This is a genomic window from Kothea flammea, from assembly GCF_052161645.1.
Lineage (GTDB): Bacteria > Planctomycetota > Planctomycetia > Pirellulales > Pirellulaceae > Laterigemmans.
This window is the reverse complement of record NZ_CP197414.1, coordinates 1,586,391-1,608,861: the sequence shown is the minus strand read 5'-3', so window position 1 is coordinate 1,608,861 and position 22,471 is coordinate 1,586,391. Positions and strand designations below refer to the sequence as shown.

The following is a 22,471-nucleotide window of genomic DNA, read 5'->3' as shown; positions in this document are numbered from 1 at the left end:
TTCGATCGGCATCGCCGACCGATACTGCTCATTTTACAAGCAAGGATGCTTGGCATGACCAGCGGTACAAATAGCCTGGACGACATCGTCCAACGAATTCGCCGAGTCGTTGGCAACCAACAACAGGTTGCCCTGCATGAACCGGACTTGGGCGAGCATGAAAAAAGGCTCGTGATGGACTGTCTTGATAGCGGTTGGATTTCCTCGGTCGGTCAGTACGTTGATCGTTTCGAGCGAGAGATAGCCGAATATACAGGTGTGAAGCATGCCGTGGCGGTGGTGAACGGAACCGCCGCACTCCACGTCAGTTTACTCCTGGCGGGTGTCGCGGCGGACGACGAAGTGCTGTGCCCAGCGTTAACTTTTATCGCCACTCCGAATGCCATCCGCTATTGTCAGGCCACACCTCATTTTCTGGATGTCGCTCCTGACACTTGGGGTATTTGCCCGGTCGCGATGGCTGAACACCTTGCGTATGTGGCGGTTCACCAAAACGGAGAGACTCGAAATCGGCTCACTGGTCGGCGGATTGCCGCGGTCGTACCGATGCATACGTTCGGCACCCCCGTTGACATGGATCCGCTGATCGAAGTTTGCGAGCGGTATCGATTACCAATTGTTGAAGATGCCGCCGAGTCGCTTGGCTCAACTTACAAAAGCCGTCAGACTGGTTCACTAGGCTTGCTGGCAGCGGTCAGCTTCAATGGTAACAAAATTATTACCGCCGGCGGTGGCGGTGTCATTCTCACAAATGACACCCAACTCGCTCAAAGAGGCAAACACCTAACGACAACTGCGAAACTGCCGCATCGCTGGGAGTTCCATCACGACCATTTGGGCTTCAACTACCGCATGCCGAATTTGAATGCCGCCTTGGCTGTAGCCCAGCTTTCACGATTGCCAGATTTTATTGCCGCGAAACGCCAAGTTCATGCCAACTATCTAACCGCGTTTGAAGGCTGTACGCATGGCACGGTTTACTCACCTCCCAGCTTCGTCGCATCCAACCACTGGCTGAATGCGTTAACCGTCCAAGGAGGCCGTGAGCATCGCGATCAAGTACTCGCCGCCGCTTGCGACGCGGGCATCTCAGTCCGACCAGTTTGGCAATTAGTTAACCAAGCTCCCATGTATCGCGACAGCCCGTCGGCGACTTTGACATTCAGTCAAGAGTTAGCCGAAAGTCTGATCAGTCTGCCCAGCAGTCCCGCGCTTGCCAACCAACAGGCAGCGTTACAAGCTGCTTAAGGCTTTTGCACACATCGCCCACCCATTGGCAGACCTTCATGAAACTGATGCTGATTACTAATGTCCCGCATGTTGCCCGTTGTGGAGTTCGAGAAGGCGTCGACCGAGTCTTCGTCGACTTGGAAATCCATGAAAAAGTAGCACGTCAGGGACATCTCAACACGGTCATTAGTCGCCACACCCTGGCCGACGTCCGCGCAGTTCGCCAAGCAGTTCCCGATGCTGAATTGTTGGTTCGTGTTAATCCGCTTTACGCGAAATCAGACCTTGAAATTGACACGGTTTTAGACGCCGGTGCGGACCTGCTGATGTTGCCAATGTTCCATTCCGCTGCGACGGTGGCGGAATTCTCCGCGTTGGTCGCTGGCCGTGCAGGGATTATTCCGCTGGTGGAAACGCCTCAAGCCGCACGCCAAATTGAACAAGTCGCCGCGGTAGACGGATTAAGCGAGATCTTTATTGGCCTGAATGACCTGCATCTTGGGCTAGGTAAGCGATTCATGTTCGAATTGCTTGCCGACGGAACCGTGGAAAGATTGGGGCAAGCAATCAAAGCGGGCGGTTTGCCCTTCGGATTCGGAGGCATCGCCAGGGTCGGCGAAGGTTTGCTCCCCGCCGAATTGGTCTTGGGCGAACACCTGCGACTTGGCTCACAATCAGTCATTCTTTCCCGCACCTTTTTCCATGACTCCAGTCGAACAGCCGCGGACGGAGACTTCGCTGGTGCGATCGCCGCTGTCAGGAAAACCTTGCAGCAACTTGCGCAGCGTTCACCCCAAGACATCCGGGAAAATCAATCGCGAGTCGCCACCATTACCGCAAATATTGCTCAATCCCGTATTCCACAGGCAGCCTAATGGGAAAACGCATCTTTGACCTAGCTGTTAGCGGCAGCCTGTTGGTATTCGCTGCGCCATTTTTGATGCTAATCGCCGTGGCTATCAAATTGGACTCCCCCGGTCCAGTTCTCTTCCGTCAACAACGAGTTGGCCGTTACGGAAAACCATTTCAAATTTTCAAGTTTCGTTCCATGGTCACCAACGCGGCCGCCGTCGGCCCGTTCTATACCACCGCGAACGATACCCGCATCACGCGGGTGGGACGCTTGTTACGAAAATCGAGTCTTGATGAGCTACCCCAGCTGATTAATGTCTTTCGCGGCGAAATGTCCATTGTGGGCCCCCGTCCAAATGTCTATGAACAACGTGATCAATACACTGCTGAGCAATGGGAGTTGCGGAACAGTGTTTGTCCCGGAATCACAGGACTCGCTCAAGCAACGAAGCGTTCGCTGGCAACTGTAGAGGAACGGAACAGTTTGGATCTTCAGTATGTTGCTAAAGAATCGCTCAGTAGCGACCTGGGAATCATACTACGGACGGTTCGCCAGATGTTGACGGTAGGAGGAAACTAACATGTGTGGAATCTACGGATACTTTGACCGCCAGCAACGTCCCATGAATCCGGTCATGTTGCAATCGATGGCGGAAGCCATCCAGCATCGTGGTCCTGACGGCCATGGAAATTGGCACTGTCAGGGCAAAGCACTCGGTAACCAACGTCTAGCAATCCTCGACCCCGAAGGAGGTCAGCAACCATTCTTTTCACAAGATCAAAAGATTGTGGTTGTCCAAAACGGAGAAATCTTTAATTTCGTAGAACTCGCCGCGCAGCTCAAAACGTTGGGCGTGACTTGCCAGACGCAGTGCGACACGGAAGTGATCCTTCGCCTCTACGAAACGTATGGAATGGACTTTGTCCCGATGCTGAACGGGATGTTTGCCATCGCCATTTACGATTCACGAAAGGACACGATGTTCCTGATCCGTGATCGTGTTGGTGAAAAGCCGCTCTACATCCATGACGATGGCAAACGTTTATTGTTCGGATCGGAAATTAAATCTTTGCTGCGCGGCGGGGCTCCCAATCAGACCAATTACGAGGCATTGGATGCCTTCTTGACTTACAACTTTGTTCCACCTCCGCACACCATGTTTCAGGGCATTGAGCATGTCATGCCTGGTCACTGGATAAAGGTGAGTCAAACCGGAATTGAAACTCAGCGATGGTGGAACTTGGCCGCTATTGAAGCGGAGGATCGCTCAGAGTCTGAGTGGATCGAAATATTTAATGAAACGTTGGCAGACGCGGTTCGCCTGAGACTTCGCGCCGATGTCCCGTTTGGTGCGTTTCTGTCCGGTGGGGTCGACTCCAGCAGCGTAGTTGGGCACATGGCAAACCAACTTGCAAATCCGGTGAAGACTTTCTGCATTGGCTTTCACGAAGCCCGCTTTGACGAATCTGCTCATGCCGCTAAGGCCGCCAAACGCTTCCACACCGATCATGTGCTGGAAAGAGTCGACGCCAATCTGCTGGACAATTGGCCGCGTGCAATCTGGCACTGCGACCAACCTCACGGAGATATTAGTTTCCTGCCGACCCTGCGAGTTTCCGAGTTGGCCGTTCGCCACGTAAAGATGGTACTCACCGGCGACGGAGCCGACGAACTGTTCGCTGGTTACGACAAATACCAACATTTCTTCACGGATCCAACCACTTTCAGCTGCAGCGAAAGTGAGTTTCGGCAGCGTTACCACGAGAACCTGTCAATGTTTGACGAGGCGGGGCGTCAACGCGTCTGCGGGCCCTGGAAGCCGCAGGCTCAAGTCGCCCGCGATACGCTGCACAACGTACTCGACTCCGTACCACACATGGATCGAGTTAACCAAGCTTTATATGTCGACATGATGCTGCTGCTGCCAGGTAACAACTTGGTGAAGCCCGATCGTATGTCAATGGCCGTTGGACTTGAGACGCGTGCACCGTTTTTAGATTATCGCATGATGGAACTCGCGTTCCGCATCCCTGGGCATCTCAAATTGCGCAACGGTGAAACAAAATACATATACAAAAAAGCTGTTGCACCGCTGATCGGCAAATCATTAGCCTACCGGAGCAAGCAAATGTTTACAGTACCCGTGGGCGAATGGCTCAAGAGCGGCTTGAGTGAATACAGCCAAGACATGCTAACTTCCCCGCGAGTCCGCGCCAGGGAATTATTCGTGGGCAGCGAAGTCTCCAACATGCTGGAACGCCATCAGTCGGGGCGACAGAACTTTACGCGAGAATTACGAGCCCTGATTGCGGTAGAACTTTGGAACCGACATGTGCATGAAGGACAATCCACCGTGCCTGCCCAACGGGCCGCCTAACCCTCAGCATGAAGTCGGCAACTCTCCATAACCATAGCGTGACCGAAAGCGACAAAAATACAGTGTCGCCATCTCGTTCGCATTTGATCTCCACGCTTCGAACCGGGGTCGTGCTGGTCGCGAGCGGTCTTTTGCTAGGCCGCATTTCTGGGCTAATCCGAGAATTGGCCATCGCCGATACTTTCGGCCTTACTAGGGCGGCAGATTTGGCGATTTTTGCCATGACCCTACCTGACTTGCTGACCAATCTATTGGTCGGAGGCGCTGTGGCGGCGGTGATCATCCCCCAATATCACTCTACCGTACACACGCATGGCGAAGAAACAGCCCGCGGGCTGATCGGCTGGACCTTCATGCTGATGGCCACTGTCGGGATGTTCGTTACGCTGCTGCTATTGGTGACATCAAATTGGTGGGTTTCGCTATTGGGCCCTGGTTTTCAAGGGGCAGAACATGACGCTGCCAAAACACTTTCATGCATTGCCCTGCTAGCATTCCCGCTGAGTGTGATGTCGGCCGTAGTGACGGCCGCGTTACAAATTTCCGAGCGGCTGTTTGCCGCAGTGGCCGGAACGTTGATCATGAATTCCACCGTGATCTGCGTGCTGCTGCTGTCACAACGGTTTTCAAACAACGTTCAAATCGCGGCCTGGGCGGTTGTGGCAGGAGCTATGGTGCGGCTGCTAATTGGCGTTACATACGCTATCCGTCAACATCCGTGGAGAGATTATTTCCCGCGTCCACCTGCGAGGGTCTTTAACCGCTCCCTTGCTCCACGTTATCTGCAAGCGCTGGGGGCGATTGGGTTTGTCGTCTGCTTTGCGGTCGTTGCCAGAGCGATCTGCACCCATTCACCGGGCGACTCGGCGGCAATTAATTACGCCCTTAAGCTCGTCGAAGTCCCCGCAGGTTTGGTTTCGGCGGTGATTGGATTCATCTTCCTGCCACGGTTAAGCAAAGCAGTCCAGGCGGGGGCGTCTGCCGAGGCTAGACGACTACTGCGAGTATCTCTGGGCGTGATTCCGGTCACTATGGTTGTGATGTGTGGAGCATTCACACTTGTTGCTGACCCAATTGTGACTCTGCTATTCCAACGAGGAGAAATCGCACCCCAGGCTATCGCAAAGATCTCGCTACTTGCTAGGATCGCTATCTGGGGTGCTCCGGCAGCCGTTCTGTCTTCCCTGTTCACAGCTCACGCCCACGCTCACAAACACACACGCATACCCTGTTGGTGCAGCGGCATCGTACTCTTGGCTTTGCTGGGAACGGCGAATCTCGCCTACTCATACTGGAATACGGTCGGCGTTACGGTTTGCGTTATGACCGCCTATTGGCTATTAGCATTACTGCTGGGTTGCCATTGTTGGTGGCTTACCCAAATTGCTAATGAATCTAACAAAGCGACCTTAACGGGACCAGTCGCTCAACACGTTGGCTGCGCGGACGCTTCACGTTCTGCCGCTTGACCCCAACTGTCCTTCAGCGGGCGTCCTCTCTCAACAAAACTGGCAAGAACTGTGTTCGGTTTTCTTAAATGTGCTCGACGTAGAACGTTATCGGATGCAGATTTCCGGCGGCCGCAACGGCAAGGCTTGGTAAAAACCAAAAAGAGTCGTCTGGTATTAGAGAGACTTGAAGATCGTCTCGCACTAACCGGAAATCCATTCCCATTCATCGAATCCTTTGATGGTATAGCCTCAGAGTTGCCAGCGGAAACTTGGAATTTGATCGAGGGAATTATAGAAATCGATGACTTTGCATTTTCCACGGGTGGAGAAAATGCAGCTCTCCTGAACGAACGTTTCGCTCGGCCTCTCGCGGTCACCGTCGACGCCTCAATCAACACCGCAGAGCCACCATCGCAGGGGAGCAGTGCTGGCATCCTGTGTCAATCGGCAACCGGGGAGCAAAGCCTGCTGGTTGAACTGGTTCACAGAGAAGGAGAAAACTTCGTCCAGGTTTCTCAACGGTCATCCGATTCCTGGCGTGTCCTTAGCGAAACCTCAACCTCAAAAACTACGGGTCAGCTAACGATCCAAATGGCCGAAGACAAAGTGGAAATCTACTTTGACCAGGAGCGAGTCTATCAAGCGGATTACGCTTTTGATGCTATCTTGGGAAGCCCGGGAATTTCGCTGAAGGGTCACGCAGAGGTCGACAATTTTCGCGTTGATCTCCTCGCAGCTGGAACGACAACTGGCTGGGCCGATACGATCATTCGTTGGCCGCTGGACGACGATGTGAGGGTGTCGCATGCGGTATTTACCTCGTTGGAGAACGGTTTCGTTGTCGATCAAAATTGGATTTATGAACCTCACCGTACCCTCTCGCTCGCCCCCGGATTCTATCTTGCACAATTGGCTCCACCGGGTGGCACCTACACTCAATCAATCATCGAGGTACTGCCAACCGATCTACAAGTTGAAGTTCGTGAGGGCCGCTTGGCACAGCTGAATTGGCCGGCAGCCGAGGGAGTAGAACTTTATCATTTAGAGTTCCGCTCCGCCGAAACGGGCCAGCTAGTCGCAAGCACGACATCAACCGCCAACGAGTACGCAACGAGGTTACCTGCTGGGAATTATCTAGCTAGTGTCTCCGCGGGAAATGCGGGGGTGCGCGCGTCAGAATTCGTAATCCTCGAAAACACTCGTGACGGTTACTCTTACGAGGCGCCTGGTCAAGCAACTGTTTTTTGGCGTCCTTCCCCAGAACCCGCACCCTACTACATCAGTATTTTTGATCTTGACGGAAGGAAGATTCAAGGATTCTGGACAAACGATACGATAGCCAGCATCAGCCTTCCCCCGGCAGCCTATCGTGCCACGTTTGCGCCCAGCGGCGGCGTGTCGCGCAGTATTCAGTTACAGCTTTCCGAGTTCAGTTCGCTCGACTTCACGCCGCTCGCTCCGCTTGGACGCACTAAGAGTAACGCAACGACATTCTCGTGGTTTCCAGTTCCCGGCGCAGTCGCTTACTATTTCCAACTTGCCGACGGAGCGGGAGATCATCAGACTAGCTTCTGGAGTTATGGCACAACTGCCCGAGTCGAGGATCTTAACGGCAATTACCAATGGCGCGTCATTCCCCTAAACAACAAAAACGAGCAAGCACAAAATACAAGTTGGGTATCATTTAGCGTCGAAAATGAGCTAAGTCGTGAAAACATATTGGGTACCGAACCCGATCAAGTCATTGCACGAAAAGATGCCAAGCTTAACTATCCGGAAGCGGCGGTGGTGGCTGAGGATGGAACGATCTATATTGCCGATACACTTTCTCATGTGATCCGGCGGGAACGAGCGGGCATGGTTGACATCTACGCGGGCACACTGCAGCAGGGTTATAACGGCGATGGACTGCGGACCGAGGTGCAACTGAACCGACCGGTCCATCTCACCTTGGATGGTGAAGACAATCTCTGGGTTTTGGAACAAGGAAATCGCCTTATTCGCAAGATTGATCGACTTTCCGGAGAAATCACCACAATGGCCGGGATCGCCAACAGTCCCGACAAGCTACCACTGCCGGCCGATCAGGCTTTGGTGAGCACAACCCCCTTGGGGGAGACATCAACAATGGAGTTTGACTCCCAAGGGCGACTCTGGCTACCGCTGCACTCGAGACTCGAGAACGGGGATTTTCAAAGCGCGCTTTATAGCATTAACTTTTTGGATACCCCCGCCACACTCTCTCTGGAGGAAGAATACGACTATCCGGTGTTGGACATTTCCTTAACAGCCACACATACCGATTTGCTTTTTGACCGCACGCCGGAACCAATGCTGCTGTGGCGAGAACGCATTGATCAAACCATAGTTCAGCGTGAGTTAATATCGAGCTTTGGCGGCGGCATCGTGTTTGTGCCAGAGACACAGCAAACCTATGTGGGAGATCACACGGAAGTAGCTGTGCTAAATTGGGAGTTGGAGCGTTCGGTTTTTGCTGGTGGTTTCGCGAACGTCCCCAGTTTAACACACTCTGAAGCCGGGTTATTGATTGTCGACGGTGATCGAGGAGTGGTTCACACCTTTGATTTTGCTGGTGACGCAATCAAGAGTTTGCAGATTGGCGGCGCTCGGGAGCAGGTAGATTCGATCGTACGCCAAGCCACCTACGACAACGACAGAATAGTCTTATTGGAGAACAAACGGGGGCTGGTGCTGCTCCATGACCTAAGAACCGATGCGGTGGAGATATTCGCGGGCAATGGTATCTCAGAAGTTGCTCGGCTTGGCGCGTTCAAATTTGAAACTGGCTTTTCTTATCCGGTAGGGATTGCCGTTGATGATCAACAAAACGTTTACGTCGCGGAAAACAATCGAATCCTGAAGATTGATCAAAGTGGCTTGGTGTCGCTATTCGCGGGAGCAGAAACTCCCGGATACGCGGGTGACGGAGGGCCCGCCAGCGAGGCTTTATTCCGCTCTATTCGCGACATCCGTTTTGATGGGTCGGGGAATTTGCTTGTCGCTGATACGTATAATCAAGTTATTCGCAAAATTACCCCGAGCGGAACGATTACTTCAATCGCCGGTGATGGCAAAATTGGCTCGCCCGTCTATGACGTGCCAGCGACGGAGACATCGCTCAACCACCCGCATGCCATTTTACCACTCGATGATGGCTCGTTATTGATCGCCGATAGTTGGAACAACGCTGTCGTACGTCTTAAAACCGATGGCTCACTCGCCCCGTTCGCGGGTCGCAACAATCCATCTGGGTATCAGGGTGGCGGTGGATTCGGCGGTGATCGCGGCTTGGCTTTGGATGCGTGGCTAAACACGCCAATTGGCCTGGATATTGATGACAACGGCAGCGTTTACATTGCCGACGTGTTTAACCACCGAATACGTTCCGTCGCGGCGAGCGGGGTCATCGACACGTTTTGGGGAGGTTCAGAGCAAGGCTACCGCAGGGACGGCAGCTTGCTGAACTTTCCGTTGGACATCCTGATCCGGGAAACGTCTTTGATCGTGACGGACACCGGCAACGGGCTGGTGAGTCGTTTCTCGATTGCTGCCCCCTCTGAATAATTTTTTTCTTTGGGCCGCCAATCGCAGGGCGAAACGCCCTGGATTGCCCTAGACCCCTGCCAGAAGAAACTCGTATAACAGCCTTCGTTGCAGTTACCTTACCCCCGCCACTCCGACCGCGGATCCTCATGAGCTCCATTCGTGTAATCGCCAGGCTGGACATCAAAGGCCCGAACCTTGTAAAGGGCGTACATCTCGAAGGTCTCCGCGTGCTCGGACGCCCCGAAGAATTCGCTCGCCATTACTACGAGACGGGGGCCGACGAACTGATGTATATGGACGTGGTGGCGAGCCTTTATGAGCGGAACAGTTTGCATGAAATCATCTCGCGGACTGCTCGGGAAATTTTTGTTCCCCTGACCGTTGGCGGTGGTATTCGCAAGCTCGATGACATCAGTCGGGTATTGAGCGCTGGAGCCGACAAGGTTTCTATCAACACAGCCGCCATCCGCAATCCGGAATTCATTCAGGAAGCCTCTCGGCGATTCGGCTCATCCACGATCGTGGTGGCTATCGAGGCAATTCGACAACCGGATGGGCAGTACCTAGCCTACACCGACAACGGACGTGAACACACCGGGATTGACGCCTTTGCCTGGGCGGAGCAAGCGGCCAAGCTAGGAGCTGGCGAGATTGTTGCCACTTCTGTCGACCGCGATGGCACGGGGGATGGCTTTGACATTGATTTTGTGAAACAGATGACAGCCGCCGTGGCCATTCCAGTCATCGCGCACGGTGGTCCCGGAAAGCTGTCGCACATTGCGGAAGTCGCGCCAGTTGCCGATGCGATCGCTGTCGCCTCCATGCTGCATTACGGCTACGCAAATGAGAAACGCGAAATCAACACCGAAAGCAGCGAGGGCAACTTGCAGTTCCTTCGCAGCGGTGCCGCTTTTGCTCGCATCCAAAACGCCACGGTAGCTGAAATAAAGGCTCAAGTTAGCCAATCCGGTATCCCTTGTCGCCCCGCGGTAACCTGCTCATGAATACTGCAAAAGTTGTCATCATCGACTACCGTTTAGGCAATCTATTTAGTGTTCGCCAAGCTTGCGAGCGAGTTGGTCTTGAAACAATTGTCTCCTCGGACCCTCGTGATATCGCCGAGGCAGACGGCTTACTACTGCCCGGCGTGGGCGCCTTCGGCAACGCCATGGAGAACCTACGACGGCTCGACCTTGTCTCGGCGATCAAAGACTTCGCCGCCGCTGGTGGGCCGCTGTTTGGCATCTGCCTCGGCATGCAATTGCTCTTTGAGGAAAGCGAAGAATTCGGTATCCATGAAGGGCTGGGGCTGCTCCCTGGCCGCATTGTCAAGTTCCCGGATCAAGTCATCAATGGTCGCCGCTTGAAGGTGCCCTCGATTGGCTGGGGACGACTTGATTTCTGCCAACGCGAGTCGGCAACAAATGAATACCAGCGGCAGATCATTGATCAGGAATGGATGTATTTTGTGCATTCGTTTTATGCCGAGCCCACGCTCGCCAGCGACATCTTGACGAAAACCGTTTATGGTCAAGTCAATTTTTGCTCGAGCGTACTTCGCGGGAATGTGTTTGGCACTCAGTTCCACCCGGAAAAAAGTGGCGAACCTGGCTTGCGAATCTATAAAATTTGGTCCACATCCCTGTCCGAGAAGAAGGTTGGAGTGCAATGAGTGCAGCCGCGAATAAGCCAAAGGAATTGACCGCCTATTATGGGCTGCCAACCGATGTCCAATTCTGCAAACGATGCGTGATGTCGAACCAACGCCCGGCTTCGGCCGTTGAGTTCAAGCACACGATCAATTCCAAGAAACGCACCCTGGCATTTGATCAAGATGGCATCTGTGATGCTTGCCGCGTGGCCGAGCAAAAAGAGCAAATTGACTGGCAGGATCGCGAAGATCAGTTATTGCAACTACTAGATCAGTACCGTCGAAATGATGGCCAGTACGACTGCATCGTTCCAGGCAGTGGTGGTAAGGATAGTGTCTATCAGGCGCACGTGCTGAAATACAAGTATGGCATGAACCCGTTGACCGTCACCTGGACTCCGATTCTCTACACTGATTACGGGTATCAGAACTGGAAAAACTGGTTGGATGTCGGCGGATTTGACAATTTGGCTTTCACTCGCAACGGGCAAGTCATGAAATTGCTTACCCGCTTGTCCATCGAGAACCTGTTCCATCCATTCCAAACCTTCATCTTGGGACAAAAGAATCTAGGCCCCAAACTAGCAGCCAAGATGGGCATTCCATTGGTTTTTTACGGGGAAAATGAAGCCGAATACGGCAATCCCATTGCCGACACGGCCAGTTCCCTGCGAGACAAATCGTATCATACTTATCAGAATATCGACGATGTCTACTTGGGCGGTGTGTCGATTCGCGAATTGATTGACCGTTACAACGTCAAGCTCTCTGATTTAACGTGCTTCCTACCCGCATCTGCGGAGGAAATCGGCACTTCAGAAACTCAAGTGCATTATTTAGGATATTACCTTCGCTGGACGCCTCAAGAAGTCTACTACTATGCGGTAGACCACTGTGGCTTTAAGTCACGGCCTTTCCGTACGCAAGGAACTTACAGCAAATACAATAGCATCGATGACAAGATCGATGATTTGCACTACTATACGACCTATACGAAATTCGGAATTGGTCGAGCCACTTACGATGCCTCACAGGAAATCCGCAACAATCATATCACCCGCGAGGAAGCAGTCGCGTTAGTGCGTCGTTTCGATGGTGAATTCCCAGATCGATACTTTGACGAAATTATGGAGTACATCGGCATGGAGCCCGAGCAATTCCATAACTTGGCTGCCAAGTTCCGTTCGCCTCACCTGTGGGACGTCAACGGAGAAGGTAAACCCCAGTTGCGACACACCGTTTGGGGTGGCGGACTGGATGACGTGGAAGTCACAAACGACCGCAAGGTCGCTTAAGTGTCACATGTGCACGCCAACCAACGGTCGGGAACCGTTGGTAAAATGCGACCGGCCAAACGTTAATTGGCCGGTTGGCTGCCAAGCGTAACAGTTACCAACCGAGTACCTGCTAGTTATTGTTGCTTCGCCTACACCGTACCTGTCGAGCGTATGACATCATCATGACCTCGATCACAAAGCGAACGGCTCTATTCGCTTGCTATGGCGGCGGTCACGTGGCAATGCTACTGCCAATCGCTCGACACTTGCAACAATCAAGTGAATGGGAGGTAAAGGTACTTGGCTTAACCACCGCCGGTCAACGTCTCCGCGACGCTGGCATTCCCTGCCTTGGGTTTGCCGACCTGCTTGCTCGCTTCGGTTCGGAGCGCGCGAGACGCCATGGCGAACGGTTACTCGGTGACGTATCACACCCGGTGGTCCCGCGGGCAGAGTCGATCGCCTACCTGGGTCTCTGCTACACCGAACTGGAAGACCAACTCGGCGCCGCGGCGGCGGCGACGCGATACGCTCAAGAAGGACGCGCCGCCTTTCTCCCAGTGGAGATTATGGGGAAATGGTTGTGCGAAGAAAAACCCGACGTATTTGTCGCAACGACTAGCCCGCGAGCTGAACGGGCCGGTTTGCAAGCTGCCCGCCAACTCTCCATCCCCACAATGGCCGTTGTCGACTTTCATCGCCCACCCGCACCTTGGTTGATGGGCACCAACCGCTTAGCGGACCGACTCTGCGTGCTGGCACAAGACTCCGTTGATTTTTTCGCCGCCAGTGGCCGCTCCCGCGATGAAATCGTGATAACCGGGAATCCAGCTTTTGATTCTCTGGCTGATCCAAAACTGATTGACGCGGCGAAACAGATTGTCGCTCAGCGGGAATGGCCAGCGAACGAATTACGCATACTCTGGGCATCACAAATTGAGCCCGAGGCGCATCCCATCACGGGGCAAAAGGGCGACCCACAATTGCCCAGCAAAATTGAAAACGCCTTGCTGGGTATGCTAGCCAATAATCCAAACTGGCGGTTAATCCTGAGGCCCCACCCCAGCGAATCACGTGAATTGAACACGCTTCCCCCGAAAGCCAGCTGGAGCACTCAACAAGAACCACTTCATCCACTACTGCACGCGGTGGACGTGGTGGTTACTAGCATGTCAACTGTCGGTCTGGAAGCAGCCTTAGCAGGAAAGCCAGTCGTCACGGTCGATCTCTCCGTCTTGCTACCAGAGTTGCCGTTGAGCCAAATGGGAATTAGTCGCGGAGTCACCACCTGGCCCGAACTAGAATTGGCGCTTCGCGATGTACAGCAGGGGCGCCACCCAGTCCAACCCGATCTGCCACCAGTCGGTGAAGCGACTGAGAGATGTGTCGCTGTTCTCGAAGACCTGCTAGCTAGTTGCCAGTTCGGCAATTAAAGTAAGTTGGGGCCGATAAGCCAAGCACTCTATAGCTTAGCTTTTTGGCGTTGCAGTCGACAGTTTCTCCCCAACTCGCGGTACAGACGATTGACGACTCATTCCACGAGCACGCTTCGCCAAAGCGTTGATGCAGGTTCGGCAATTGTCGGCGTGATTGGCCTTGGCTACGTGGGCCTGCCGCTGATCGATGCCTTCGTCCGCGCTGGTTTCTCATGCGTTGGTTTTGATGTGGATCCCGAGAAGATCAAATCCATTGAAGCCGGCAAAAGCTATATCAAACATATCAGCAGCAAAAAAATCGCCAGCTGGGTTGATGGTAAACACCTAACCGTCACCCACGATATGGGACGACTCGATGAACCAAACGTTCTGATCATCTGCGTGCCTACTCCCCTCACCAAAGCTCGCGATCCCGACTTGCAATACATCGAATCCACTTGCCAAGCAATCGCCAAGCGTTTGCGCAAGGGACAACTAGTGGTACTGGAGAGCACCACCTATCCCACCACTACCCGCGATGTTGTCGTGCCCATCTTGGAATTGAGCGGACTGAAGTGCGGTAGCGATTTCTTCGTCGCCTATAGCCCCGAACGCGAAGACCCCGGTAACCCAACCTACTCCGCCGCGCAGATTCCCAAAGTCGTCGGTGGCATCGACGAAACAAGCCGCGACTTGGCTTGCGCCCTGTACGCCAAAGCAGTCGCCGGCGTCGTGCCAGTGGAGAATTGCGAAGTCGCCGAGGCGGCAAAGGTGCTGGAAAATATCTATCGAGCCGTCAACATCGCCCTGGTTAACGAACTGAAAGTCCTCTTCGATACCATGGGCATCGATGTCTGGAACGTGATCGACGCCGCGAAAACCAAACCCTTCGGCTTCCAAGCCTTCTATCCCGGCCCCGGCCTGGGCGGGCATTGCATCCCCATCGATCCCTTCTACCTCAGCTGGCTGGCTCGCAAATACGAACACCCCACGCGGTTCATCGAACTGGCCGGTGAGGTCAACACCTCCATGCCACGTTACGTGATCGGTCGACTGGCCGAATTCCTCAACGACCTGGGGAAACCCATCAAAGGCAGCAAAATCTGCATGCTCGGGGTGGCCTACAAAAAAGATGTCGACGACCCCCGGGAAAGCCCTTCATTCGTGCTGATGGATCTGTTGCTCGCTCGCGGAGCCAACCTCACTTACAGCGATCCCCACGTGCCACAACTGCCGAAAATGCGGCACCACGACCTGCCCGATTTGCATAGCCAAACGCTAACGCCCGAATTTCTCGCCGACCAAGATTGCGTACTGATCGCGACCGATCACAGCGACTTTGATTACCACACGATCGTCCAACACGCGCCACTGATCATCGACACCCGCAACGCCACCAAACACGTCAGCGGAGCAGGTCGCTCGAAAATCCGCAAGGCATAAAGTACGGGCGAGGGATGGGCGGTTGGCCGCGAGCGACCAAGCCAGTTATTCCCTGCCGGAGGCGGCGTTTGCCATCAGTTCGCTGACAATCGCCGGGCAGGCAGCTTCTAGCATGTCCAAAACCTGCTCAAATCCTGCCTCACCACCGTAATAGGGGTCGGGAACATCCCGCGGCCAATCTTCACCCGGCAAAAAGTCGCTCAACATGCGAATGTGCGGCGCTGGGCCGTGGACCATTCGCTGAATACTAGAAAAATTCTCACGATCCATCCCAATTATTAGATCAAACCTTACGATATCGGCTGGTTCTAACTGCCGAGCTCGACTTTCCAGCCGATATCCCCGCCGCTCGGCCGCCGCGCGCATGCGGGCATCAGCCGGTTCGCCGCAATGATAGCCCGCGGTCCCAGCGGAATCGACAAAGACTTTGCCGGCGTATCCATGGTCTGCCAGGTGCTGCAACATCACACCCTCGGCTGCTGGCGAGCGGCAGATGTTCCCTAAACAGACGAAGAGCAAAGAGCGTGACATTTTTAGCTGGCAAAAAGTGGGCGGGTAAAAAGTTGAACAGCGGATCGCAGGGCAGGGCCTACTCCCCGGCCTGAGCCTAACATGCCCTGGAACCGCATTCCACCTTTTTATCAGCCAGGGCTAGCTCGTCAGTGATAACTGGCCAAAAAACGCTAAGCACCTCGACATCAGTCTTTCGAGGATATCAGCCGTTGAGCGTCAGTTAACGGTTCCTGGAAACCGGACGCTAGTGCGCCGCGGCTGATTTCGTTTTGTCGAATGCTTGATGCGGAGGTGCTTAGGCAATTAGTTGAGCACTTTTGCGGCGCGAACCATGTCACAAAACTCACGACGCAGCCCAAATGGATCATCGCCAATTGATGCTTCGGCGATCGCCAATATTTGTTCGTAGTCAGCTTCACCCCGGTAAGGCGATTCACGCAGCAGCATGCCGAAAGCGGCGACGGCGGCGGCAAATTGCAGATCGGCATCGGCGGTTGTGAAAGGAACCGCTTGGTCACGCACGACAAACTCCATCCGCTGGCTCACCTCTTCGCTGGGAAATTTATATCGCAGCCGAATCACCAACCATTCGTCACTGAGCGGGCTTTCCAACTCGCCGGCGGGTTCCACCTGATCAGCCAGCACGGGAGTAGTTCGAGTTTGGTAACGAAGCGGATCCACGGGTGTCATTTGCGATGGCAAGGGGACGCCGGGAGGCACTAATTCATAGAGCGCCGTGACGCAGTGCCCAGCCCCAATCTCGCCGGCATCTTTCTTGTCATCGTTGAAATCTTGTGATTCAAGCACGCGGTTCTCATAACCGATTAATCGATACGCGGCTACTTTGGCAGGATTGAATTCCAACTGCAATTTAACATCCTTGGCAATGGTCACCAAAGTGCTCTGCATCTCCTGGACTAATACCTTTTGAGCTTCGCGAATCGTATCGATAAAGAAATAATTTCCATTTCCGCGACCGCTGATCTGCTCCATCATGGCGTCGTTGTGATTCCCCATGCCGAACCCCAGCACGGTGAGGAAAATGTCGCTGTTCGCCTCCTCTTCGACCATTCGCACCAGTTGGTCGGTACCAGTCCTGCCGACGTTAAAATCGCCATCGCTGCAGAGGATCACGCGGTTGTTACCACCTTCGATAAAGTTCTCCCGTGCCAACCGGTAAGCGTCCTCAATGCCAGCCGCCCCGTTGGTACTGCCCCCGGCGGCAAGCCTTCCCAGAGCATCATTAATTTGTGGTTTGTCGGCCCCCGAGGCGCCTGACAAAACCACGCCACTGGCACCCGCGTAGACGACTATGGAGACGCGATCATCAGCCCCCAGTTCGTCTACCAAAAGACGCAGGGCCTGTTTTAGTAATGGTAGTTTGTTCGCGCGCTTCATCGAACCAGAAACATCGATCAGGAACACCAGATTACTACCGTCAGCAGCGGCAGATTGTGGCTCCACACCCTTGATGGCAATGCGGGCCAAGTGATGAGCAGGTTGCCAAGGACATTCAGCCAGCGCCACCCTGGCCACAAACGGATGCGGGGACGATGCCTCGGGTTGCGGATAGTTGTAGTCAAAGTAGTTGATTAACTCTTCAATCCTCACGGCATCCTTGCGAGGCAATCGAGATTGCCCCAACAAGTAACTGCGGACCTTAGCGTAGGAAGCGGTGTCCACGTCGATTGAAAAGGTACTCAGCGGTTCATTGCGAGTGCTCAGGAAAGGGTTGTCGACGATCAAGTCGTGTTTATCGCCCGACATTCCCGGCCCCTGGCCATCGTCGGTTGGCTCGTCGGTTGGCTCGACAGTTGGCTCGACAGTAAACCCCAGAGGCATCGCGTCAGGCAAGCCAGGATTGAACGGAGACTCCGCCACCGAAGCGGCCCTCCCATCGGGAGCTTCGACGGTCACATCTTGAGCCACCTCACTTTTGCCACAACCAGCGACCGCCAGGAGGGCCACCGCCAGCAACCAGTTGGTCAGCCCGCCCAACCAAAATTGGCTCCCTGCTCGTTTCTCGATCATCGTTCGCACTCCCATTTTGAAAATTATGCTCACCGCGAGGATTACCGGCGATAGTCGCTGGGGAGTGCCCAGCAGTTCCCAGTGGACAGGAATTTAAGGAGAAATCGGCCACTCCCCCCGCCCGAACAGATCCACCGAGCGGGGAAAAATTGCCCCTCGCGGGCCGCCGCGCGGCACAAGATTGGCACGTTGCTTAGACCCCGCCAGCTAAAAAAAAGCGAACGGCTATTTTCATTGCACTGAGACACCCAAAAGGGTAGAATGCCTGCCGCTAATTTAAGTTCGAGCATCCAGGCGAACGGAGATGCCCATGCCCTATCACTTCACACAACCGTGCCCAACCTGCGGTCGGCAGCTGCGGATAGCCATCGATTTACTCGGTCGCGAGGTTGGTTGCCAACACTGCGGAGCGGAGTTCACCGGAGGCTGCGACGGTTCGTCCGCGAGCCACGCGCCGCTGGAAGCACCTCTGTTGGAACGCGTCGAAGCGATCCTGCGGCGGAGCAGCGAGTATGTACACACAGTACCGCTGCAGCGCCCGCCTCATTAATCACTGCGGGCATTAATCGCTGCGGGCACGCTAGCAACGGCTACGAAAGCTGACTCCAGTGATGAGCGCGTCCGGTCAGCCGCTCGAGATCGGCGAAATAGTGGGGATAGGTCTTAGCCGTGCAAGCAGGATTTTCAATCTGCACGCCGGGCAAACTCAGTCCCGCCAACGCCAGACTCATGGCCATCCGATGATCATCATAAGTTTCCAGCAAGGCACCTCGCAATTCACCAGGTGTGATTCGCATGCCATCATCAAGCTCTGTGACCTCGGCACCCAGCTTACGCAACTCGCGGGCGAGATCGCCAATGCGATCGGTTTCTTTAAAACGATTATGCCCCACGCCGCGAATGGTCGTTGGTCCAGTCGCGAACAGGGCGACCACGGCCAATGTCTGCACACAATCGCTGATCGCGTTCATGTCGACATCGATCCCGCGAGCCGCTCGTCCCGAAACGGTAATTTGGTTCGCCTCATAACTGACTTGGCAGCCCATCTTGGCCAGCACCTCCACGAAGGCGACGTCGCCTTGCAAAGCTTGGCGATGCAGACCTTGCACGGTGACAGTGCCACCGCTGATCGCCGCCGCCGCCCAGGGATAACTGGCCGCCGAGGCGTCTGGCTCTATCGTATAACTCCGTCCTTGATATGCCTGATCGGCGGGCAGCAAAAACGTCGACTCGTCGACCACATCGACTCGCACGCCAAAGTCTCGCATCAAGGTGAGTGTCATATCCACGTAGGGTCGTGAGACAAGTTCACCGGCGATGCGAACGGTGATCTGTCGGCGGCTCGCCGGTGCGGCCATCAACAGCCCACTTAAATACTGACTGCTAACCGCTCCGGCGACGGTCACTTCGCCACGTTGCCAACCACCGCTGGCGATCCGCACCGGTGGACATCCTAGCGGCGAAAGTGCCTCGGCGCCTCCGCCCAATTGCTCAATCGCGGCAATGAGATCGGCAATCGGACGCTGGTGCATGCGGGGCACGCCATGCAGATAATAGCGGCCCCCCAAAGCGGACAAAGCGGCGGTCAGAAAACGAATCGTCGTGCCACTGTTACCAATTTCCAAACTGACTTCCGCAGCTTGTTGATCTCGATGGCTGCCGGCGAGTCCCTCCACCTCAATCGTTTGCTTGGCAAGATCCACGTCCAACTCGACACCAACCGCTTGCAGCGCGGCAATCATCACCCGCGTATCTTCGCTGTCTAGCACGTCGGTCAATTTTGAGCGACCGTTTGCTAAGGCGGCACATATCAAAGCGCGATTCGTCAGACTCTTCGAGCCCGGCGGCCGCATCGCCCCCACCACGGGCCCACCCGGCATGATCTCGACAACGGTGCGGCCTGCGGAGTTTGCACCCGCGAAATCAGTAACAGCATCGATGGGAGACATAGCTTCGGAGCGGGGCGAGAAAAGTGGGTGGGGAACGAGGGGGCCTGGCAAGCAAACAACAACATCAATTGGGAGCGGCAATCTTCAACAACGCGAGTTCGCTGCGAACGTAAATCGCACCATCGACAACCGCCGGGGAACCGAGCACGGGTCCGGGAATGTTCATCCCTTCCAGCACTTCGCACTCCGGATCGTCACTTTGATAATCGTCGCGGAGAATCGCCACGGCGCCATCTTGATCAAACACGTAGATGCCACTTTCCGTGGCCACCGGAGTCGCCCAGACGGAGCGGATACCCGGCAAACGTTGCTGCCAGAGAACTTCGCCGTCATTCAAATCGGCAGCTACCAATACCGATCCGCTACAGCAGTAGACTCGGTCTTTAAACACCACGTGGCTGGAATTTCGAGTTCTCAGCCGCGAGTTCTCATACAAGATATCGGGAGTGCTGATCGCCAAGTCGATGACGGTCAGACCGTTCGCTGGAATTAACAGCTGAGAGCCGGCGGTCACCACCGGGGAGGAAATCGAACTACCTTCGAGCCCAAACTCGAGCAAGACTTCGCCGCTGCGATGCCCAACAACCTGAGTCGACTGGGTGCTCTGCAACACGAAAGCCGGTCTGCCATCGTTTAAGCGGATCGGCAACGGAGATGACCAATTGGCCCGCCGCGGTCGCTCGAGTTGCCAGAGCGTCTTGCCAGTCTCCGCGTCCAAGCCGATGGCAAAGGAATCGCCCTGATTTTCCACCTGGACCGTCACCACTCCATCGATCACGGCGGGCGAGCTAGCCATGCCGACATCATTCCCGGCTTTGGGATGGTCGACCGCCAAAGCTCGATACCACAGCAAGCGTCCTTGGGTACTGTAGCACAGCAGATCACAGGAGCTGTAAAAAGCAAACACTCGCTGGCCGTCGCTGGCTGGAGTGGGAGCCGCGTTAGCGCTAGTCGGGTGCGCAAAGGGGCGGCCCAAAGCGTGCGCAGTCCTGCGCCATGCTAACTGACCACTCTCTCGATCAACCGCCTCGACATACAAATCCCTTTCGTCCTCACCACTGCTGCTGGTCGTGACCACCAAATCACCAACAACGAGCGGTCCTCCCACGCCGCGGCCCGCGGTGGGGAAATTCCAAGCTATATTTTGATTGTTGTCACCACCAAACGTCAGCGGCGTTTTCCCAGCGTTTGCGCTCCGCCCACCGGCCCCGCGAAATTGCAACCAAGTATCCTCGGCAGTTGCCTTGGTCGACACTTGCCAACCGCAGCAAAAGGTCAATAAGCAAATCGCCGCCCAGCGGCCACGCGATTGTCCCGCCGGCGACTTGGCTGCCAGTCGAGCGCCCGCACTGAAAGACATAAACGCGTCACGGAAAGCGGCGATTGATAAGGTACGAAACGGCACGGCGAACACCTTTGAATTGGAATAAGTCTGACAACGAACAATCATTACTGTGCTCCTTCGGTAGTGAAGACCTGAGGAGCAACCGCCGATGGCTTGCCCATTGCGTCGGTGATGCGAAATTGAAATTGCCAATCTTGAGCCCACGATTCGGTCTGAGCGTTTTGACAAATCTTAATTAGCACCCAATTTGTGCCGGGGCGTAATTGGCAATTGGCCACATATTGATCGATCCTGGAACCTGCATGATAAACTTCATTGGCCGTCACCAATTGGCCGTTCACCCAGACTTTGTTGGCGTTGATGGAACCCAGCCGCGCTTCGACCTCGGCGGCTTGCTTGGCCTCAAAGACACAATATGCATAAGTGGTCGCGTCTTTGGCGTTATCAAAGATAGGGTTGAGGTCGACCACCCCCATCGGGTCTGGGGTGACATGTTTTTGCCAGCCGACTTGTCCTGATTTACCAGTAAATGTTTGCTCGGGATCGAACCGCTCGGCGCCCCCTTTGAGCAAACTCTCCTCAGGCCCCGCGGGAGGATCAAAACCAGCGCCATCGGTGTTATCAAAAGGTCCCGCTAAATACCAACGGGTAAACATCCCCAGCTCGCTAGCCAAATCGACTTCTCTGCCCAGGGCTTGCAACTCCTTGGCCACGCGTTGCAGTTGAGCGGGATTGCGAGCATCAGCCAGCACTCGCAGGTAGAGTAACTTTTTCTGTTCGTCCCCAGCTTCATCACCAGCTTCGTCCGCTAATTGAATCAGCCGTTCGTTGGCCAGGTAACGGAGCGGCAAACTGGGGTCGTCGCTGGCTGTTTCCAAGATTGCTTCGCGACGGGCGGAATCGTCGCTGGTCAGCCAACGATAGACCAAATAGCGAGCGTCAGGGTCATTGCTCCGGTCGGCGAAGAACTTGTCCAAATCCGCCACGGGCAGCGTACCGGATGACGCGGTTTGTTGCTCCAACAACTCGGCGGCCAAGCCCCGGAACCAGTTTTTGGCCAAGGGTGACGCGTCGCCCATCGCTTGCAGCACTGGCAACAAGGCGGCTCCCTGCGAATCGGCTAATTGATTGATCGCGGCCATCGCTTCCACATGCCCGCCCCCTTCAGGCTTGACGGCAAGTACTGTTTGGATAGCGGTTGCAAACGAGTCCGCATCGCTGCTGGGAGCAGCATCCTGACCGCCAGCCGATTCGCTGGACAGCAGCAGAGTCAACGGAGCGGTAAGACAGGCAAGTAAGAGAAGGGGAGTCAGGTTCAACCGCCTCCAGCCGGGGCGGCAAGTTCGCGCAGGAAACAGAAACATGGAGC

The 22,471-nt window shown here is 54.9% G+C and carries 17 protein-coding genes; 12 read left to right on the top strand and 5 right to left on the bottom strand.

What is annotated here, in order from left to right:
• The first annotated feature begins 54 nt into the window (after positions 1-54).
• The 11 genes from SH139x_RS05800 (at position 55) to SH139x_RS05750 (ending at position 15,264) form a co-directional block, all read left to right on the top strand.
• Positions 55-1,248, top strand: a complete 1,194-nt coding sequence (locus tag SH139x_RS05800) for a LegC family aminotransferase (RefSeq protein ID WP_488354332.1) — start codon at positions 55-57, stop codon at positions 1,246-1,248.
• Positions 1,249-1,295: 47 nt separating this feature from the next.
• Entirely contained in the window at positions 1,296-2,105 is an 810-nt protein-coding gene (locus tag SH139x_RS05795; RefSeq protein WP_488354331.1) for an aldolase/citrate lyase family protein, read from the top strand.
• Positions 2,105-2,662, top strand: coding sequence for a sugar transferase (locus SH139x_RS05790; protein WP_488354330.1), 558 nt, complete (start codon positions 2,105-2,107; stop codon positions 2,660-2,662). The genes SH139x_RS05795 and SH139x_RS05790 overlap by 1 nt, the downstream gene beginning before the upstream one ends.
• Before the next feature lies 1 nt (position 2,663).
• The gene (gene asnB, locus SH139x_RS05785; RefSeq protein WP_488354329.1) at positions 2,664-4,460 is read left to right on the top strand and encodes an asparagine synthase (glutamine-hydrolyzing); all 1,797 of its coding nucleotides are present in this window, start codon (positions 2,664-2,666) and stop codon (positions 4,458-4,460) included.
• Between the two features lie 62 nt (positions 4,461-4,522).
• Positions 4,523-5,929 (top strand): murein biosynthesis integral membrane protein MurJ, encoded by a 1,407-nt coding sequence (gene murJ / locus SH139x_RS05780; protein ID WP_488354328.1) that lies wholly within the window; start codon positions 4,523-4,525, stop codon positions 5,927-5,929.
• 573 nt (positions 5,930-6,502) lie between these two features.
• Positions 6,503-9,496, top strand: a complete 2,994-nt coding sequence (locus SH139x_RS05775; protein WP_488354327.1) for a hypothetical protein — start codon at positions 6,503-6,505, stop codon at positions 9,494-9,496.
• A 128-nt stretch (positions 9,497-9,624) separates the two neighbouring features.
• On the top strand, positions 9,625-10,482 hold the full coding sequence (gene hisF, locus SH139x_RS05770) for an imidazole glycerol phosphate synthase subunit HisF (RefSeq protein WP_488354326.1): 858 nt from the start codon (positions 9,625-9,627) through the stop codon (positions 10,480-10,482).
• The gene (hisH, locus tag SH139x_RS05765) at positions 10,479-11,150 is read left to right on the top strand and encodes an imidazole glycerol phosphate synthase subunit HisH (protein ID WP_488354325.1); all 672 of its coding nucleotides are present in this window, start codon (positions 10,479-10,481) and stop codon (positions 11,148-11,150) included. The genes hisF and hisH overlap by 4 nt, the downstream gene beginning before the upstream one ends.
• Positions 11,147-12,424 carry an N-acetyl sugar amidotransferase gene (locus tag SH139x_RS05760; protein WP_488354324.1) on the top strand — a complete coding sequence of 426 codons (1,278 nt, stop codon included), beginning with the start codon at positions 11,147-11,149 and terminating at the stop codon, positions 12,422-12,424. The genes hisH and SH139x_RS05760 overlap by 4 nt, the downstream gene beginning before the upstream one ends.
• 164 nt (positions 12,425-12,588) lie before the next feature.
• Positions 12,589-13,839, top strand: coding sequence for a hypothetical protein (locus SH139x_RS05755; RefSeq protein ID WP_488354323.1), 1,251 nt, complete (start codon positions 12,589-12,591; stop codon positions 13,837-13,839).
• 90 nt (positions 13,840-13,929) lie between these two features.
• Entirely contained in the window at positions 13,930-15,264 is a 1,335-nt protein-coding gene (locus SH139x_RS05750; RefSeq protein ID WP_488354322.1) for a nucleotide sugar dehydrogenase, read from the top strand.
• 45 nt (positions 15,265-15,309) lie between these two features.
• Here SH139x_RS05750 and SH139x_RS05745 read toward each other — a convergent pair whose 3' ends face one another.
• Positions 15,310-15,795, bottom strand: a complete 486-nt coding sequence (locus SH139x_RS05745) for a low molecular weight protein-tyrosine-phosphatase (protein ID WP_488354321.1) — start codon at positions 15,793-15,795, stop codon at positions 15,310-15,312.
• Positions 15,796-16,080: 285 nt separating this feature from the next.
• Positions 16,081-17,808: a vWA domain-containing protein gene (locus SH139x_RS05740; RefSeq protein WP_488354320.1), complete on the bottom strand. Its 1,728-nt coding sequence runs from the start codon at positions 17,806-17,808 to the stop codon at positions 16,081-16,083.
• A 310-nt stretch (positions 17,809-18,118) separates the two neighbouring features.
• Here SH139x_RS05740 and SH139x_RS05735 point away from each other — a divergent pair, with 310 nt between their 5' ends.
• The gene (locus tag SH139x_RS05735) at positions 18,119-18,358 is read left to right on the top strand and encodes a response regulator (protein WP_488354319.1); all 240 of its coding nucleotides are present in this window, start codon (positions 18,119-18,121) and stop codon (positions 18,356-18,358) included.
• 40 nt (positions 18,359-18,398) lie between these two features.
• Here the strand turns inward: SH139x_RS05735 and aroA are convergent, their stop codons facing one another.
• The 3 genes from aroA to SH139x_RS05720 all read right to left on the bottom strand — a co-directional run bounded on the left by aroA (position 18,399) and on the right by SH139x_RS05720 (position 22,466).
• On the bottom strand, positions 18,399-19,757 hold the full coding sequence (gene aroA, locus SH139x_RS05730; protein WP_488354318.1) for a 3-phosphoshikimate 1-carboxyvinyltransferase: 1,359 nt from the start codon (positions 19,755-19,757) through the stop codon (positions 18,399-18,401).
• Positions 19,758-19,821: 64 nt separating this feature from the next.
• Positions 19,822-21,207, bottom strand: a complete 1,386-nt coding sequence (locus SH139x_RS05725) for an outer membrane protein assembly factor BamB family protein (RefSeq protein ID WP_488354317.1) — start codon at positions 21,205-21,207, stop codon at positions 19,822-19,824.
• A complete protein-coding gene (locus tag SH139x_RS05720; protein WP_488354316.1) occupies positions 21,207-22,466 on the bottom strand; it encodes a hypothetical protein in 1,260 nt (419 codons plus the stop codon). The genes SH139x_RS05725 and SH139x_RS05720 overlap by 1 nt, the downstream gene beginning before the upstream one ends.
• Positions 22,467-22,471: the final 5 nt, after the last annotated feature.